Raw genomic sequence first — 16,322 nt, 5'->3', positions numbered from 1 at the left:
CGGGCTGACGAAATCGTCAGGCAGCATTCTGTGTGCCGTCAGTCTTCGACGACTTTTTTGCACTGGTGTTGCAACTCTTGTTGCTGCTAGTGTCAGGGCGGTTGTGACGACCGAGCGTATAGATGTCGGGGAACATCTCGCGGAAAGGCACGCCCAGCGCTTTGGCAACCGCCTCGGCACCTGGACGGCTGGCACCGATGACCCCGGCGCGGCATGCGCTGTCGTATAGGCCAGCATCGCGGGCTATTCCGGTCAGGGTCTTATTCTGCCGTAACAGTTCGTCTTTGATGGCGGCACGAGTCCACGTTTTGGTGGTCGTCATAATTGCTTCCTGTTCAATTTGACCTCTGCAAAAGGTCGGTTGGCATGAGGGTCAGTGTTCAAACTTTGTTGCAACTAATATTCGCTCAATAACGTGATAAAGTCAACGTAATTACGCAAATGCTTACGGTCAGACTTAAGTTATCCACGTTATTACGCGATTTATCGCCTAGGATGATGATTTTGTTGGGTAAAATCGGCAAGAAACCGCTTAATACTGAGACTGACGCACAGTCAGAGTTCACGCAATGACGGGAACAACATTCGCAGAAAGACTGAATTTGGCGATTGGGGAGAACGTTCACGCTTTTGCGCGAAAGGCAAACCTCAGTGATTCGACGCTGCGGCAGTATTTGAAAGGTTCGATGCCAGGATTGGATAAACTAATTGCTATCTCTGAGGCGTCCGGCGTCACGCTCGACTGGTTGGCGGCCGATCGAGGCCCGATGCGGCTATCACCAGAATCCCACGTCGCTGATATTGCTGTACATCACGCCGACGGTACAACCACTCTATACGAGATGAAAAACGGAGAGGCGGGCAAGAAAGCCGAGCTAACCTTGGTTCCAAGGTTCGATATCAGCGCTTCTGCAGGCGGCGGGCAAATCGCTTATCAGGAACAAGCCGTTGAATTAATTGCATTTCAATCCGCGTGGCTTCGTTCGATCGGTGTCAGCCCCGACTTCGCACGGATCATCACCGCTAGAGGCGATAGTATGGAGCCGACTATCCGAGACGGTGATCAGATATTGATTGACACCTCTGTCGAAGAAGTCAGGGACAACGGCATTTACTGCGTGGTCTATGGCAACATGTTGCTCGTGAAGCGGGTTCATCCCAGAATGAATGGATCGCTTCAACTGATCAGCGACAATGATGTTTACCCACCCGAGGAAGTTTCCGCCGGTGATGTTGCAAGCCTGTCGATTGCAGGCCGAGTTCGGTGGTTTGGGAGAAATCTTTAATCGTCTCGCGATTTCCGTTTCAGCCACTCGTCCTGCCATTCGATCTTGCGTAGCGGTTTTTGACGGTGGCTATTAAAGCGGCCTTCAAGGCTATAGTAAAAGCCCGCAGAATAACGGTTCTGTTCACTTATTCCCGGCTCTTCCCAGATAATCCCGGATTAAGTCGTCTACTGCCATATGTTATTGCGGGTTACATTTGCCGCTCGCGCCGAGAAACAACCCCTCACTTACGATTTCTAACGCTTAGCCTGTGGCTAAGACGTTGAAATCGCTTTCTCTCCCACAGGGGGATAGAGAGGCCCCCACCCCTCACGTCCCGCAAAACGTCCTGAACACCCGTTCATGCCCCATCGGCGCCTGCATATACACGCCAAACTCCGGCACCTCCTCATAGGGCCGCGCCGTCGCCTGAACCATCGCGTGAAACGGCTCCAGATCGCCATCCTCGACAGCAGCAGCAATCACCTCTTCGATGCGGTGGTTGCGCGGAATGATCGCCGGGTTCACCGCCCGCATCGCCTTGGCGCGGCCACTTTCCGTCGCACTTTCCCTCCACGCCCGCTGGCGCCAGCGGGCCAGCCATTCGTCGGCACCTGCAAGATCGGTGAACATGCCACGAAACGCTTCCGCGCTGCCATCCGCAGCATCGCAAAGCCTGCGGAACGTCAAGGTGAAATCGACCTCATTACGCTGCATCAGCGCCAGCAAATCCTGCACCAGTTGCTCGTCCGCATCGTCCTGCGTGCTCAGGCCCAGCTTCTCGCGCATGCCGGAAAGCCAGCGCTTGGGGAATGCCGCAGCAAATTCCGCCAGCACGCCATTGGCCAGTTCCACCGCCTTGCCGGCATCCTCGTCCAGCAGCGGCAACAGGCATTCCGCCAACCGCGCAATGTTCCACTGGGCGATGCCGGGTTGGCTGTTATAGGCATACCGCCCCTGCGCATCGATGGAGGAAAAGACCTTGTTAGGATTATATTCATCCAGAAAGGCGCAGGGCCCGAAATCGATCGTTTCGCCAGAGATCGCAACATTATCGGTGTTCATCACACCGTGGATGAAACCGACCATCAGCCAACGGCACACCAACTCGCGCTGACGCTCGGCAATCGCCTGCAGCAAGGCAAAATACGGCTTCTCCGCTTGCCTTGCGTCGGGATAATGCCGCTCGATCACATAATCGGCGAGTGTCCTGATCGCCTCGTTGTCCTCGCGTGCGGCGAAATACTGAAATGTACCCACCCTGATATGGCTTGCCGCAACCCGTGTCACCACGCCGCCGGGCAAACCGGTTTCCCGCTGCACCCGCTCGCCCGTGGCGACCGCCGCCAGCGCTCTCGTGGCCGGAATGCCGAGCGCAAACATGGCTTCGGACATGATATATTCGCGCAGGACCGGACCCAGCGCCGCCCGTCCGTCACCCCGGCGTGAAAACGTCGTCGGCCCGGCACCCTTGAGCTGGATGTCCCGTCGTTTTTCATTGATATCAATGACTTCACCAAGAAGAATGGCACGCCCGTCACCCAGCTTCGGCACGAAGTTGCCGAACTGATGCCCCGCATAGGCCATCGCCAGCGGCTCCGCTCCCTGCGGCACGGCATTGCCGGAAAACACTGCCGCCAGCCGCGCGTCATCAACGCCGTCGAGCTCAAGCCCAAGCTCTTGCGCCAATGGCCTGTTGAACGCGATCAACAACGGCGCGGCAACCGGCGTCGGCAAGGCCGCAGCCGTAAAATGCTCCGGCAGCCGCGCATAGGAATTATCAAAATGGATCACGGGTTTTCTCCCTGTTTCAGGGCTTATATGGGCGGGCTTAACCTAATATTCCAGCCGCTAATCCCGATACCATCATTTCGCTTCGCTACTCTTCAGATCGATAATGCACAGCCCTTTATGTCTCACAAAGGGGGCAGACGGTTTGAGGCTCGCGCCAATACGGCGTAATCCCTCGGCATAATCGCCAGCAGATGGGAAGCCCCGCCGCGGCAGGATTAAAGCCTCGCGTTTAGACAAGGCCAGAAACAGATGCGTTTTGGTCTCGATCGCCTTGACGATACCACCCCAGGAAATGTCGCTGTTAATATCCGCAGAACGAGCCGTCACGCCATCCTTAGATAGCGTCACAACGATTTCCTGATTGGCCGCCGCCCTTGTTTTGAAAACCGTTGCTGCCATCAAACCAGCGAGATGACCGCTGAAGACGGTCAACAAAAGCGGCAGAAACCAGAAGGGCCAGTAGCGGAAATATATTTCGGCAAACCATGTCGGCATACCGTCTTTGACCGGCCACAACCACGTAATGGCGACGACATTTCCAGCGGCGATCACAAACAAGACGAGTTTCAAAGCCGTCTGCCAAAAGGGTCTGCGGATCAGTGCTCGGGTGACCGCGATGAAGTCAGACCGCGTACAAGTATAGCGTATCTCGATAACTCGCTCTTTGGGGTCCACTGCTAAATTCCCTCTTCACCCAGAGCCTGCCATTGCCCGTGAACGATGCGGCTTGCATAGGGCGGTGAGGCCTCTCCACCGCTGACGTAGACATAAAGAAACAGCTCCATCACCCTGTCGAAAAAAGTTTTTGGCGTCATGAGTTTAGGCTCTTCATCCTTAATTTCTGTCTTCTCCCTATCCGCTTCGATCAGGAGATTGATCGCAGCCTGGGCTTGTCTTTCAGGCACAAAAACACCCGCGCCGCCAATGGCGCTCGTATAGTGTGGGAAATTATTAATAAGGTGAACCGGCGCTGCTACAACGACGATGCCGTAGGCTTCCAGATATGACGTTGTAACCGCAAAATCAGAAGCGGTGAAAACAGTTGCCACGCGGGTAATGCGGTCAGCAAACTCGGCCATTGGCTACCCTTCTAAACAAAAACCCATGCGCAGATCAGGGTGAGAAAACACGGTACAAGTTCAATAATTACAACCAAAGGTCAATATCACGATGAAACACGACAGACCGGCTGTCACCAAAAGCGGCATTGACTGGCAAGGGCGGGATTCCGCCGCGCCTCTCGAAACCCAAATCGCGTCATCGACAGCGATGAACTTTAACCTGCCACTTTCGTTGCTATTCTGTGGAGCGACAAGAAGTGAAAGGACAGTGGAATGAATGAGGTAGCCGTGCCCGCAGAAGTCGCAAACGCTGAGCAAATGGAAAGCACCATTCGCACCATTCAGACAGATCTTCCGGTCAACGCCACATTCCACGTCTGGCTGAAAGCCAAGAAAACCGGAGAGCCCGGGGCGCTTTCCTTTTCCAACAGCAACGGCAAATTTGCCGAGGTCTCCTCAGGCAATGTCGATGAATATAATTTCCGCATCTACCAGGTGTTCGGCGGCGGGCGGGTCGAGCTGAGCTACGATACGGTGACCACTGCGGTCTCCGTCATTTACTGGTTCATCGCCTCCGATGTGCTGGAAACCGGTATCACCGTTGTTCACACCAAGCCGGATAATGCCGCACCCGATCTGCCGGATAGCTACCACTTTCGCCCGCCCTTTGGCTGGATGAACGATCCCAACGGTTTTGGCCGTTTCGAGGGCCGTCCGCATCTGTTTTATCAGCATTATTCCCACGGACTGCGCTGGAACACCATGCATTGGGGCCATGCGGTGTCCTCCGATTATCTGCGCTGGCGGCACTTGCCGATCTTTCTCTTCCCATCCGAGGATCTGACGACACGGCCCGACAAGCGCGGCGGGGCCTATTCCGGCTCCACCATTCCGCTGGTGGAAGGCACGGGCATCCGCGTGTTCTTCACCGAGCAGGTGCAGGACCGCGTGCCGGAACAGCAGATCCAGCTCACCGCCACCTCGTCGGATCTCATCATGGCCGGTCAGGCGGACGTCATTCTCGGCCATCGCCCGGACGGTCAGGGACTGACGACCGATTTTCGCGACCCTTACGTTTTCCGAGGACCGGATGGTCTGTGGAAAATGCTGCTGGGGAGCCAGAGCGATGGCGGCGGTGTGATCCTTCTCTATGAAACACAGGACCCGACAGCCGCATCCGGCTGGACCTATGTGGGCAAGTTGTGGGTGGAAACGCGCTACAAGACGACGGCGGTGGAATGCCCCTGCCTGCTGCCACTGGACGGACCGGCCAATGCCCGCTCCACCCGCTGGGTGCTGGTCTACGGCCTCATGCATTCGGAAGATGCAGCAACCGGGCGCAAGAACCTTGCCATGGCCGATGTCGGCTGGTTTGACGGCAAGACCTTCGTCAAGGAGTTCGGACAGGAGCTGGATTTCGGCACGGACAACTATGCCTTCCAGGCGTTTCTGGATGGCGATACCATTGTCGGTATCGGCTGGCTTGCCAACTGGGCGGATGCGACGCCGGAAATCGATTTCCCCACCGCGATGACGCTGCCCCGCCGCATAATCTTTTCCAACGGCGCTCTTCTCACGCCACCCATCGGTGCCGCAGAGAGCCTGCGCCACCGCATCTTGGACCGGACCCGTCTTGCCACAGGCGAAACGGTGGAGTTTCCCAACGGTGCGGTCGAAATCCTGTTTGAGCTGGAAAAACCCGGCCTGCCCTTCGAGCTTGAACTCGCGCACCCGACCGTGAAACTGGGCGTGGTCTGCGACGAAACCGGCCTGTGGATACGCTATGAAGACGGCCGGGACGGTCCGTCCCCGCGCTACATTTCGGAAGGCGCACGCCCGTTCCGCCTGCGCATCTTCATTGATTACGGCTCCATCGAAGTGTTTGCCGACCATGGCCGCTATGTCGGCACGAAACGCATCGACAGCTTCGAGCCGGTGCGCTCCGCACAGCTGAAAAGCACCAGTGGCGCGGTCTCCCACGCCACGACGTGGATGCTTAAACAGTAGGAGCTTGGGACCATTTGCGTCGCTTCCCGGCCGTCTTTTCGGACAATACCGAGAAAGCGGCCGGAGATGGCAACATCATCGCGTCAACCCCGTCATAACGGCGAATGTGCAGCGCGCCTGGTCACGCGGCGTCCAAACCATATGGCAGCGATGGAGACGATGGTCGCCATTCCATAGATCGCAGATAGCGAGGGCTGCAAGTCGCCGCGCTCAAGAGCGGGTACCAGCGCGGTGGCGGCGGCAATCGTCCCGCTCGCCCCCGCGCCAGCCGCCGCGCCCAAAGTGGCGACTGTCGGCAACAACGCGCCCGTCATTTTCCGTTCGTGCTCGGGGGCCGCCTCCATGGCGTTCTGGTTGATCCCAGCCCATGACATGCCGAAGGTGGCGCCGATCAGCGCTTGGCCTGCCAGCATTTCCGGCCAGCGTCCCATCAAAAGCCCATGACCCAACAGAAGGCATCCGGGCGCCATCAGCCACGGCCCATAATGCATGCACGCATCCCGCAGCCGCGCAGACCGCAGACTGCCGACGATGACCGCAACCGTGCTCCACGACAAGGGCATGGCGACGACGATAAACCCTGCAAATGTCGGCTCATATCCCCACCGCTCGACGGACACCAGCGCCAGATAGACGCTGGTCAGCGCCTGCGCATAGGACATCAAGAACAGCATCCAGAAACCGTTTCCCACCACCGTGCCCGGTCGAAATGCGTCTTTGGGGAACAATCCGGCTTCTGCTCGTGTGCCCATGTTCAGCGACATCAGCAGCAACACCAGCCCCACCAAGAGGCTCGCCATGCGCATACCCAAGCCCTCGAAGGCGGCAGGCGCGGAAAAGGCGAGCGCTCCCATCAGGCACAGAACCAGCGGCCATGTGACCCTACGCGACGATGGGCCGGGCTTTTCCGGCGAAACGGACATCCATGTATAGATGACCAGCAACAGGACCAACGGTACCGGCAACAGATAGGTCATACGCCATGACAGGTGCTCGGTTGCAAATCCGCCCAGAAGCGGGCCTGCGACAGAGGCCGCCGCCCACACGCCTGCTTCCACCGCAAAAACCTTGGGCAGCAGATCGGAGCGGAACCCTGCCGGAATGAGGCTGTAGCACACGGCAACAATCAGGCCATCGGCGATACCCTGCAAGCCGCGTCCGACAATCATCACCGGGAAGCTTCCGGCACCAGCGCAGATCAGCATGCCGAGCGAAAAAAACAGCGCCGATACCACCAGCGCGGCCCGTGCGCCCATCCGCTCACGCAGAAGAATGGCTGTCACACCACCTGCCACCGAACCGACGAAATAGATGCTGTAGGCCCAGCTGTAGATGAGTGCACCGCCGATATCCGCGACTGCGACCGGCAGGGCCGCGACGATGGCGAACTGGTTGAACGCATGCAGCCCTATGCCTGCGGAAATCGCCATCAGCAGCGCCAGGTTTTTCCCGCGCAACAGCTCTCCCCAGCTGCCTTTCTCCGCTCCATTCATCACTACCGTCTCCATCCTGTTTTGAGGGTCGGCGCGACAGATACGACCTCAACCAAGGTTGAGGTCAAGGGCCGCAGGAGGTTTTGTTTTGGTTGTTGGCCGGAACCCCGCGCTTGCCGGCCCGTTTACCTGCACATCAAACAAAGCACCCAGGGAGGCCCTCGTGGACCCGCGAACACCACTGACGGAAAACGAAGACGCACTCGATCAGGACATTGTGGATCTCGAGGTAGACGATCTCCCCGAGGGCGGCGACCTCTCGCAGCAGATCGAACAGGAACTGCGCGAAGAAGAAGCGGAAACCGACGATGATCCCTATCAGGAGAGCGACGAGGCATTGCCCGACGACGATGAGGAAAAGGTTCTGGACCGCAATCCATCGCTTGAGGGTGGAGCTTTCGACGACGTGTGACCGTCACAGGGTGATCCTAGGATCACCCTTTTCATTTTGCCCATGTCCCAGGAGACGTCTTAACATATGCCTTTGGTGGTCTTGAGCACCAAAAAATACGGCAAGGAGCCTGATCTGCCGGGCATCCTCAAAAACTTTGAAATAAAAGACGGCGTGGTGTTTCGTGACACTTCTCAGCGCAGGCAGAATATGCGGCATCAGGGTGCCTTGATAGGGAGTGTGACCCAGCGCCTCTATATCATTTTCGATCAACTTCAGTCTGGCATCGGCCCGTTTGAAGGCCTCAACGAATTCCTCCCGAAAGCCCAGATAGGACTCCACGAGATGATCGAAGATGAGTTCCAGATCGCGTTCGACATCTTTCGAGCGAAGGATCTCATAGACCATAAGCGTTTTTTTTCGCTGCAATCATCGCCGCAGTGCGCCTCTTTCCCTCCTCGTTCGAGACAAACGCACCGTTGCTGCGCTCATCCAGCAAGATTTTGAGAGCCCCCACTTTGGCTTCATGCAACTCGGTTTCCCGACGCAGGAGTTCGATCCCATGCTGGACGACAGCGCTCAGACTCGAAAACCGTCCGTCTTCGACCAGTTTTCGGGCAAAGCTGTCCTGTTGATCGGAAATAGAAACCGATGCTTTGACTGACATGACTCATCTCCAGCGGAATCGACTAATACTACTCAGTAGCATATTCGCACATTCTTTTCCAACCCTTCACTCTGCTCTTTCAGGGTTATACCCAGCTTCGCGCATCGCAGCCTGTGCCACTGCGGCATCTCCCGCGACCGTTACGCTTTTCCTGGATAGGTCGATAGCGACGGCCGCACCCGGCAGAACCTCTGCCAGCGCGCCGCGAATGGTTTTCTCGCAGTGGCCGCAAGTCATGTCGGGTACGGTGAATATCGTGGCTTCCATGGTGATGTCCTCAAGGTTTCTTTGCAGTGATCGTCGCTCGACTGAAGCTTATACTCCCGCAAGATCGTCCAGAATGGGGCAATCCGGCCGATGGTCGCCTCCACAGCAATGGGCAAGATGCGAGAGCGTTTTGACCATGCTTTTCATCTCGGCAATCTTGCGCTCGAGATCGGCGATATGCGCAGTGGCGATGTCCTTGACCGCAGAACTTTCGCGTGTCTTGTCCTGCCAGAGCTTTAGCAACGTTTCTGTTTCTTCCAGCGAAAAACCCAGCGTTCGGGACCGCTTTATGAAGCGCAGATTGTGCACATCCTGTTCGGCATAAACCCGATAATTGTTGTCCGTGCGGGCGGCGGGCGTGACGAGACCGATCTGCTCGTAATAGCGGATCATCTTGGCCGAGACGCCTGAGGCTTCCGATGCCTGACCGATGTTCATGTCGTTACCTTCGCTGTTTTCAATCTTAACGCGTTGCCCAGCACAAAGACGGAGGAGAGCGCCATGGCCCCGGCTCCGACCACGGGCGACAGCATGATGCCGAAGGCCGGGTAAAGCGCGCCTGCGGCCACGGGTATCAGTGCGACATTGTATCCGAAGGCCCAGAACAGGTTCTGGCGGATGTTGCGCATGGTGGCGCGGCTCATGCCTATGGCGTGGACGACGCCCGCGAGATCGCCGCCCACCAAGACGACATCGGCGCTTTCAATGGCAACATCCGTGCCGGTGCCGACAGCGATGCCGATATCGGCCTCAGCCAGCGCAGGCGCGTCATTGATGCCGTCGCCGACGAAAGCCAGCACCTTGCCGCCTTGGCGCAAATCATGGATGGCTTTCACCTTGCCTTGCGGCAAAACCTCAGCCACCACCTTTTCTATGCCCACCTGAAGGGCGATGGCCTTGGCCGTCCGGGTATTGTCTCCCGTCACCATGACAACCTCGATACCCATGGATTTCAAGGCTTTGATGGCATCGATGCTGGATGGTTTCAACGGATCGGCCACCGCGATGATCGCGGCCAGTTGACCATCGATGGCTGCGTAGAGCGGCGTCTTGCCCTCGTCGCCCAACCTTCGTGCCGTGTCTGCAAACGGTGCGGTGGACAGGCCGAGCTTTTCCATAAAGCGGTCGGCGCCGACGTCGATCTTGCAGCCCTCGACCATGGCGGAGATACCGTAGCCGGTAATGCTTTGGAAATTGCCGATTGTGGGCTGTTTGAGTCCTGCAGGGGTCGTAACGTCTTGCGCCTTCGCCGCCCGCACGATCGCCTCTGCAATCGGGTGCTCCGACATGCTCTCAACCGCCGCAACAAGCCTCAACACCTCACGTCGCTCGAACCCATCCGCCACCAGCAGATCCGTCAGCTCAGGCTTACCCTTGGTCACCGTGCCGGTCTTGTCCACCACCACGATGTGCGCGGAACGCAACGCCTGCAGAGCCTCTCCTTTTCGAAACAGCACGCCGAGTTCCGCTGCTCTTCCCGTGCCGACCATGATCGAAGTCGGCGTTGCCAGACCCATGGCGCAGGGGCAGGCGATGATGAGGACGGCGACGGCATTGATCAGCGCGTAGGTATAGGCAGGCTGCGGCCCGAAGATCGCCCAGACGATGAAGGTCAGCACGGCAACAGCGATCACCACCGGCACGAACAGCCCGGTAACCCGATCCACCAGAAGCTGGATGGGCAGCTTTGATCCTTGAGCCTGCTCCACCAAAGCGATGATCTGCGCCAGCATCGTGTCTGCGCCGACCTTGGTGGCGCGGAATTTCAGCGCTCCGTTCCCGTTGATGGTACCGCCTGTGACAGGGCTGCCAGCCCCCTTTTCCACCGGCACCGGCTCGCCTGATATCATTGATTCATCGACATAGGATGCACCCTCCACCACCTCGCCATCCACGGGCAAACGCTCTCCCGGGCGGATAACGATGATGTCGCCCACCACCACGTCGTCCGTGGCGATATCGCGCGTCATGCCGTCGCGCTCCACCCGCGCCGTCTTGGCCTGGAGGCCAGCCAGCTTGCGGATCGCATCGCCGGTTTTGCCGCTGGCGCGGGCCTCCAGAAGCCGTCCGATCAAAATCAGCGTCACGATGACGGTTGCCGCTTCATAATAGACATGCCGGGCATTGTCCGGCAGCAGGCCGGGCGCAAACGTGGTGACCAGCGAATAGAGATAGGCAGCACTGACCCCGAGCGCCACCAGCGAATTCATCTCTGGCGCACCATGGGCCAGTGCCGGAAAACCGGACTTCAAAAACCGCCATCCCGGCCCGAAAATCACCACCGTCGCCAGTGCGAAATAGACATAATAAAGCGTCTGCGTCTCCATGGCACCCATGAGCCAATGGTGCATCGGCGCATAGAGATGCCCTCCCATTTCCAGCACGAAGAGTGGAGTGGTGAAGATGGCTGCGAGGATGACGTCTCGTTCGAGCTTCCTCTCGTCACCGGTGTGATGGGTGTGGTCGTGCCCCTGCCTCGCGTGATCATGGGCCGCTCCAGTCGGACTTTTGAGCGTAAAACCAGCCAGCCTCGCGGTTTCGATCAGCATCTCGCGCTGACGCCCGCCGCCGACGGTCTCGATGGTCACGACGCCGCTTTGCGCGTCCACCTCTGCGCTGACTGTCGTGGCCACGGCCTCCAGAACGGTCTTCAACCGGTCAGCATCAACGCCCCCCTTATGCCTCTGGAGCGTCAATTCGATCGTCTTTGGGGCAACCTCGTATCCAATCTTCTTGACTGCAGCGACCAAGGTCTTTGCCGAAAACCCCTCGGCCGGTTCGACCGTCAGCCGCTTCGTCGCGAAATTGACAGAACTTGCCGCCACCCCCGGCACCTTGCCCGCCGCCATCTCCACGCGCCGCACACAGGACGCACAGGTCATACCCTCGACAGATACGGAAATCGGCTCTGGCGCGCTCAAAGTCTTGATGATCTCGTTCATGGGATTTCCCCTTTCGAGACCACATGTAATGCTTCCCATGATGGGAAGGTCAAGGGTTCACAGCGACCTTTGTCACGGGTCGAAGTTGATGCTCATTTGGGCTACATTATCGTAAACCGGAGGATGATCATGACAGCGAATGCTTATATCAGGGCTCGCATCGACCAAGACTTGAAGGACGATGCAACCGCAGTGCTGGACAGCCTCGGGTTGACCGTCTCGGACGTGATGCGCATGATGTTGACCCACATAGCCCGGGAAAAGGCACTCCCCATAGAGTTGACACGTCCCAACGCAGAAACGATAGCCGCCATAGAGGAAGCGCGGGAAATCGCAGGCGAAAAGCGCGCCCGCTTCAAATCACGCGAAGAACTCTTCAGAGCACTGGATGGCGATAAGCCGTGAAAGGCCCAAAAGCTGTATCAAAGCGAACGACTTTGCCGCGAATGTGCGATTTTACGAAGCAGTTTATGAAAGACTGGAAACGGCTGAATGATTCCGGGAGTGGCGCGATCATCGGGAATGCCACATCGGTGGAGACTTTCTGCTGATCTACAGGCTCGACGAGGCCGATGATCTTGTCGTCTTCACACGCGCTGGAACCCATTCCGATCTGTTTAGATAACCCTCACCGGCGCACGGAAACCCGCGCGATATCCCGCAGAAACTCCTCGCGCACCACCTCCCCCATGGGGCGTTCAGACGCTTTGTCGTTGACCCGCAGCCGTGCGAAGACAATGTGCTGGCCTTCGCGTTCGGCCCAGCCCACGAACCAGCCGAAGGGGCGGGTCGTGTCGGGTTTGCCGTCATCGCCCTTCAGGTTGCCCGTGCCCGCGGTGCCGTGCACGCTCCACGCCTCAGCCGCATCGAAAACGGGCATGATGGCGCGGGTCTTGGTTTGTGCGTCGCGCGTAAAGGGCAGATTGTTGGCCATCAGGCGACGCAGAAAACCCACCTGCTCGACGGGCGATATCTGCACAGCGTTGGCAAGCCAGTCGCTCATGCCCTTTGGCGTCGTTCCCGGGGCGGATGCCGAACCGGTATTGCCGAAACCCAGCCGCTTGACATAGCTGGAGAATTTTTCAGGCCCCAGGCGATTGGCGATGTCGACACCATACCAGCGCACATCGTTCTTTTGCCATGCGGTAGGATCCACCCGCCTTCGATCCGGTGCGGCGTTGTCCATGCCCTCCTGCCAGTCCCAGACCGGGTTGAATTCGTCCAGCAACAGGCCGGAATCAAAACCGATCAGTGCCAGCGGAATGTTGAAGGTCGCGCCCGGCGATGCACGCTTGTCGCAAGCGCCCTGTTGGGTGATGACAGCGCCGGTTTCCACCGATGTCACGAAGGTGCATTCGAAAGGCTGTTCGGCCCGGGCAAGAATGGGATACAGACCCACAACGGCGAAACTGACGGCTGAAAGGACGGCGAACCGGGGCAGCATGCATTTTCCTTGTATGTCCGGCCATCATCACGGCCAGCAACCAACGGAGAGATAAGGTGATGTCGGTTCTTAAAAGACAGTTGGGGCAGGAATAGGACGGACGGGCGCACACCCTATCGACGCTGCGCCTTCGGCTGCTCGCCTACCGTCAGCGGCCAGTCCACCACGTAGTTTTCGAAGTCGTCCACCTCGACCTGCTTTTCGTTGATGGTGCGCCCGCGTGCGGAAATACCCGCCATATGCACGGTTTCGGCATCCCCCGAAACGAGGTGGTGCCACCAGTAGAGGTCCTCGCCATCGCGCACCAGAGCGTAGGCGCAGGTCGGCGGCAGCCAGCCGATTTCGTTGACGAGCTTGAGGTTAAGCTGAATGCAATCCGGCACCGTATCAAACCGGTTGGGGTAATCGGAACAGGCGCAGCTATCTCCATCCAGCAACTGGCAGGAGACGGATGTGAACACCACCTCGCCGGTGTCCCAATCTTCCAGCTTGTTGAGACAGCACAGGCCGCAGCCGTCACACAGGCTTTCCCACTCGGTGTTACTCATTTGCGCCAGTGATTTCGTTTTCCAGAAGGGCGCGTCACTCATCGTTAACATTTCCGTTCCATTTTGCAGCATCGGGCGGCAACGTGATCCCCGTATGCCATATCGCAATCTACCGGATTATGAGATAATCGCGAAATCCGGCAGAGGTGTGTGATGGTGGAATGACCCGCGCAAGGTCGCTGCGTCAAGCAAATGCTGGCGAGATCGAACAGGAATACGTTTCAGGTGCAGGAAGACAACAACAAGAAACCGGCGCGACGGAAACGCCATCTTCTGCTGCGCATCGATTCATGGATCGATTCCGGCCTGTGGACATCTGCGTCGCGCGTCTTCGACTTCTGGGAAGAGGTGACCATCGCATCGCGCAAGCTGCATGTGCGCGGCTGGAAAAAATTTCTCATCAACATTGCCGACGACGCCCTGACGGTTGGCACTGCGGGCACCGTTCTGATGCTGGCGCTGGCGCTGCCCGCCTTTGAGGAGACCAAGAAGGACTGGCGCTATCGCGGTGATTTCGCCGTCACCTTCCTCGATCGTTACGGCAACACCATCGGCCATCGCGGCATCATCCACGAAGATTCCGTGCCGATCGACCAGATGCCGGACCATTTCATCAAGGCCGTTCTTGCCACCGAAGACCGGCGCTTCTTCGAGCATTTCGGCATCGATTTCATCGGCCTTGCCCGCGCCATGAGCGAAAACGCCCGCGCCGGCGGCGTCGTGCAGGGCGGCTCCACGCTGACGCAGCAACTGGCCAAGAACCTGTTTCTGACCAATGAGCGCTCGCTGGAACGCAAGGTCAAGGAGGCTTTTCTGGCATTGTGGCTGGAAGCCAACATGTCCAAGAAGGAAATCTTGAGCCTTTATCTCGACCGCGCCTATATGGGCGGCGGCACGTTCGGCGCAGCAGCGGCGGCTCAGTTTTATTTCGGCAAGAACCTGACCGATGTGACGCTGGCGGAATCCGCCATTCTCGCCGGTCTGTTCAAGGCACCGGCGAAATACGCACCACACGTCAACCTTCCCGCAGCGCGTGCGCGCGCCAACACGGTTCTCTCCAACCTCGTGCAGGGCGGGTTGATGACCGAGGGACAGGTTGTCGGCGCACGCCGCAACCCGGCAACCGTCATCGACCGCGAAGAGGTGCAGGCGCCCGACTATTTCCTCGACTGGGCCTTTGACGAGGTGCAGAAGCTGGCCAAGGAAGGCAAGATCAAGGATCATACCGTGGTGGTTCGCACCACCATCGATACTGGCCTTCAGCAGGCGGCCGAACAGGCGATGGAAGGCAGCCTTCGCGAATTCGGCGAAGGCTACAAGGTCAAGCAGGGCGCGATGGTGATGATCGAAAATGGCGGCGGCATCCGCGCCATGGTCGGCGGTCGTGACTATGGCGAAAGCCAGTTCAACCGCGCAACGGCGGCGCTGCGCCAGCCGGGCTCATCCTTCAAGGTCTACACCTACTCCGCCGCCATGGAAAAGGGCTACAAGCCGGAAACGCTGATTTCCGACGCGCCCGTAACATGGCGCGGCTGGTCGCCGCAGAACTATGGCCGGTCCTACGCAGGCAAGGTGACGTTGCAGACCGCCCTTGCCAAATCCTATAACACCGTGCCGGTGCGCCTTGCCAAGGATGTGCTGGGCACGCAGATCATTGTCGATACGGCCAAAGCCATGGGGGTCGCGACGCCGCTTCGCAGCGACAAGACCATTCCGCTCGGTACATCGGAAGTGACCGTGCTGGACCAGGCCACCGGCTACGCCGTCTTCCCGGCAGACGGCATGCAATCACGCCGCCACGGCATTGCGCAGGTGCTGGATTACGAGGGCAAGGTTCTCTACGATTTCGACCGCGACGAACCACCTGCGCAGCGCGTGCTTTCGGAAGAGGCCAATTCCAAGATGAACCGCATGCTGGTGACCATTCCCGTCGAGGGCACGGCAAAGCGAGGCGCTCTCGATAACGGCATCGTTTCCGGCGGCAAGACCGGCACGTCGCAATCCTATCGCGATGCCTGGTATGTCGGCTTCACCGGTAATTACACGACCGCGGTGTGGTTCGGAAACGACGACTTCACCTCCATGAACAACATGACCGGTGGGGCGTTGCCCGCCATGACGTTCAAGCGCCTGATGGACTACGCCCATCAGGGCATGGAACTGCGCGCCATCCCTGGCATTCAGAACCCGCTGCCGAATGGCACGCATCCAAAACCCGCCAACGGCGCAGCCATCGCCTCGGCAGACGCCAACGCCATGCCAGCCCTCACCCGCCCCCGCTCGCTTTCCGCCGAAGCCACCCGCGTCATCCGCTCCATCGGCAAGAAGCTGAAAGAAGCGTCGGCGCCGTCGTTGACGGTGCAAAAGTTGGCGGATGTCGGGAGCGATGGGGTGAAGCGGTAGTCGAAACCCGTCTTTGTGGACGTCAGAATAGGCAATGCGC

General features: G+C 58.5%; 18 protein-coding genes. 6 read left to right on the top strand and 12 right to left on the bottom strand.

Annotation, left to right across the window (positions count from 1 at the left end; genetic code table 11):
• Positions 1-16: 16 nt before the first annotated feature.
• The gene (locus EKM04_RS07235; protein WP_183897109.1) at positions 17-322 is read right to left on the bottom strand and encodes a helix-turn-helix domain-containing protein; all 306 of its coding nucleotides are present in this window, start codon (positions 320-322) and stop codon (positions 17-19) included.
• A 247-nt stretch (positions 323-569) separates the two neighbouring features.
• Between EKM04_RS07235 and EKM04_RS07230 the strand changes: the two genes are divergently transcribed.
• A complete protein-coding gene (locus EKM04_RS07230) occupies positions 570-1,286 on the top strand; it encodes a LexA family transcriptional regulator (protein WP_183897110.1) in 717 nt (238 codons plus the stop codon).
• Between the two features lie 309 nt (positions 1,287-1,595).
• Here the strand turns inward: EKM04_RS07230 and EKM04_RS07225 are convergent, their stop codons facing one another.
• From EKM04_RS07225 to EKM04_RS07215, 3 genes are all read right to left on the bottom strand, one after another.
• Positions 1,596-3,056, bottom strand: coding sequence for a protein adenylyltransferase SelO (locus tag EKM04_RS07225; RefSeq protein ID WP_183897176.1), 1,461 nt, complete (start codon positions 3,054-3,056; stop codon positions 1,596-1,598).
• Between the two features lie 75 nt (positions 3,057-3,131).
• Positions 3,132-3,629 carry a YcxB family protein gene (locus EKM04_RS07220; RefSeq protein WP_210258455.1) on the bottom strand — a complete coding sequence of 166 codons (498 nt, stop codon included), beginning with the start codon at positions 3,627-3,629 and terminating at the stop codon, positions 3,132-3,134.
• 107 nt (positions 3,630-3,736) lie between these two features.
• Positions 3,737-4,138 carry a glycosyltransferase family protein gene (locus EKM04_RS07215; protein WP_183897111.1) on the bottom strand — a complete coding sequence of 134 codons (402 nt, stop codon included), beginning with the start codon at positions 4,136-4,138 and terminating at the stop codon, positions 3,737-3,739.
• Between the two features lie 255 nt (positions 4,139-4,393).
• On the opposite strand from EKM04_RS07215, the gene EKM04_RS07210 reads away from it, so the two are divergent.
• Positions 4,394-6,127, top strand: coding sequence for a GH32 C-terminal domain-containing protein (locus EKM04_RS07210; protein WP_183897112.1), 1,734 nt, complete (start codon positions 4,394-4,396; stop codon positions 6,125-6,127).
• A 92-nt stretch (positions 6,128-6,219) separates the two neighbouring features.
• Here the strand turns inward: EKM04_RS07210 and EKM04_RS07205 are convergent, their stop codons facing one another.
• Entirely contained in the window at positions 6,220-7,620 is a 1,401-nt protein-coding gene (locus EKM04_RS07205; RefSeq protein ID WP_183897113.1) for an MFS transporter, read from the bottom strand.
• Between the two features lie 163 nt (positions 7,621-7,783).
• Here EKM04_RS07205 and EKM04_RS07200 point away from each other — a divergent pair, with 163 nt between their 5' ends.
• Entirely contained in the window at positions 7,784-8,032 is a 249-nt protein-coding gene (locus tag EKM04_RS07200; protein WP_174152438.1) for a hypothetical protein, read from the top strand.
• A 3-nt stretch (positions 8,033-8,035) separates the two neighbouring features.
• Here the strand turns inward: EKM04_RS07200 and EKM04_RS07195 are convergent, their stop codons facing one another.
• From EKM04_RS07195 to EKM04_RS07175, 5 genes are all read right to left on the bottom strand, one after another.
• Positions 8,036-8,419: a type II toxin-antitoxin system RelE/ParE family toxin gene (locus EKM04_RS07195; protein WP_183897114.1), complete on the bottom strand. Its 384-nt coding sequence runs from the start codon at positions 8,417-8,419 to the stop codon at positions 8,036-8,038.
• Complete coding sequence (locus tag EKM04_RS07190) at positions 8,409-8,678, bottom strand: ribbon-helix-helix domain-containing protein (RefSeq protein WP_174152436.1); 270 nt, start codon at positions 8,676-8,678, stop codon at positions 8,409-8,411. The genes EKM04_RS07195 and EKM04_RS07190 overlap by 11 nt, the downstream gene beginning before the upstream one ends.
• Positions 8,679-8,744: 66 nt before the next feature.
• Positions 8,745-8,945, bottom strand: coding sequence for a heavy-metal-associated domain-containing protein (locus EKM04_RS07185; RefSeq protein ID WP_183897115.1), 201 nt, complete (start codon positions 8,943-8,945; stop codon positions 8,745-8,747).
• A 48-nt stretch (positions 8,946-8,993) separates the two neighbouring features.
• On the bottom strand, positions 8,994-9,383 hold the full coding sequence (gene cueR / locus EKM04_RS07180) for a Cu(I)-responsive transcriptional regulator (RefSeq protein ID WP_174152434.1): 390 nt from the start codon (positions 9,381-9,383) through the stop codon (positions 8,994-8,996).
• Complete coding sequence (locus tag EKM04_RS07175; protein ID WP_234910990.1) at positions 9,380-11,887, bottom strand: heavy metal translocating P-type ATPase; 2,508 nt, start codon at positions 11,885-11,887, stop codon at positions 9,380-9,382. The genes cueR and EKM04_RS07175 overlap by 4 nt, the downstream gene beginning before the upstream one ends.
• A gap of 129 nt (positions 11,888-12,016) precedes the next feature.
• Here EKM04_RS07175 and EKM04_RS07170 point away from each other — a divergent pair, with 129 nt between their 5' ends.
• Together EKM04_RS07170 and EKM04_RS07165 are read left to right on the top strand one after the other, a co-directional pair.
• Positions 12,017-12,292 carry a type II toxin-antitoxin system RelB/DinJ family antitoxin gene (locus tag EKM04_RS07170; RefSeq protein ID WP_183897116.1) on the top strand — a complete coding sequence of 92 codons (276 nt, stop codon included), beginning with the start codon at positions 12,017-12,019 and terminating at the stop codon, positions 12,290-12,292.
• Between the two features lie 124 nt (positions 12,293-12,416).
• Positions 12,417-12,512, top strand: coding sequence for a type II toxin-antitoxin system RelE/ParE family toxin (locus tag EKM04_RS07165; RefSeq protein ID WP_350310107.1), 96 nt, complete (start codon positions 12,417-12,419; stop codon positions 12,510-12,512).
• 3 nt (positions 12,513-12,515) lie between these two features.
• Here EKM04_RS07165 and EKM04_RS07160 read toward each other — a convergent pair whose 3' ends face one another.
• Together EKM04_RS07160 and EKM04_RS07155 are read right to left on the bottom strand one after the other, a co-directional pair.
• On the bottom strand, positions 12,516-13,331 hold the full coding sequence (locus EKM04_RS07160) for a class D beta-lactamase (RefSeq protein WP_183897117.1): 816 nt from the start codon (positions 13,329-13,331) through the stop codon (positions 12,516-12,518).
• A 113-nt stretch (positions 13,332-13,444) separates the two neighbouring features.
• The gene (locus tag EKM04_RS07155; protein WP_174152429.1) at positions 13,445-13,921 is read right to left on the bottom strand and encodes a YcgN family cysteine cluster protein; all 477 of its coding nucleotides are present in this window, start codon (positions 13,919-13,921) and stop codon (positions 13,445-13,447) included.
• Positions 13,922-14,104: 183 nt separating this feature from the next.
• Between EKM04_RS07155 and EKM04_RS07150 the strand changes: the two genes are divergently transcribed.
• Positions 14,105-16,282, top strand: a complete 2,178-nt coding sequence (locus EKM04_RS07150; RefSeq protein WP_183897118.1) for a transglycosylase domain-containing protein — start codon at positions 14,105-14,107, stop codon at positions 16,280-16,282.
• Positions 16,283-16,322 lie beyond the last annotated feature (40 nt).

It is taken from the genome of Rhizobium skierniewicense Ch11, from assembly GCF_023757665.1.
Classification (GTDB): domain Bacteria; phylum Pseudomonadota; class Alphaproteobacteria; order Rhizobiales; family Rhizobiaceae; genus Agrobacterium; species Agrobacterium skierniewicense.
This window is presented reverse-complemented; position numbering and strand designations above follow the sequence as displayed.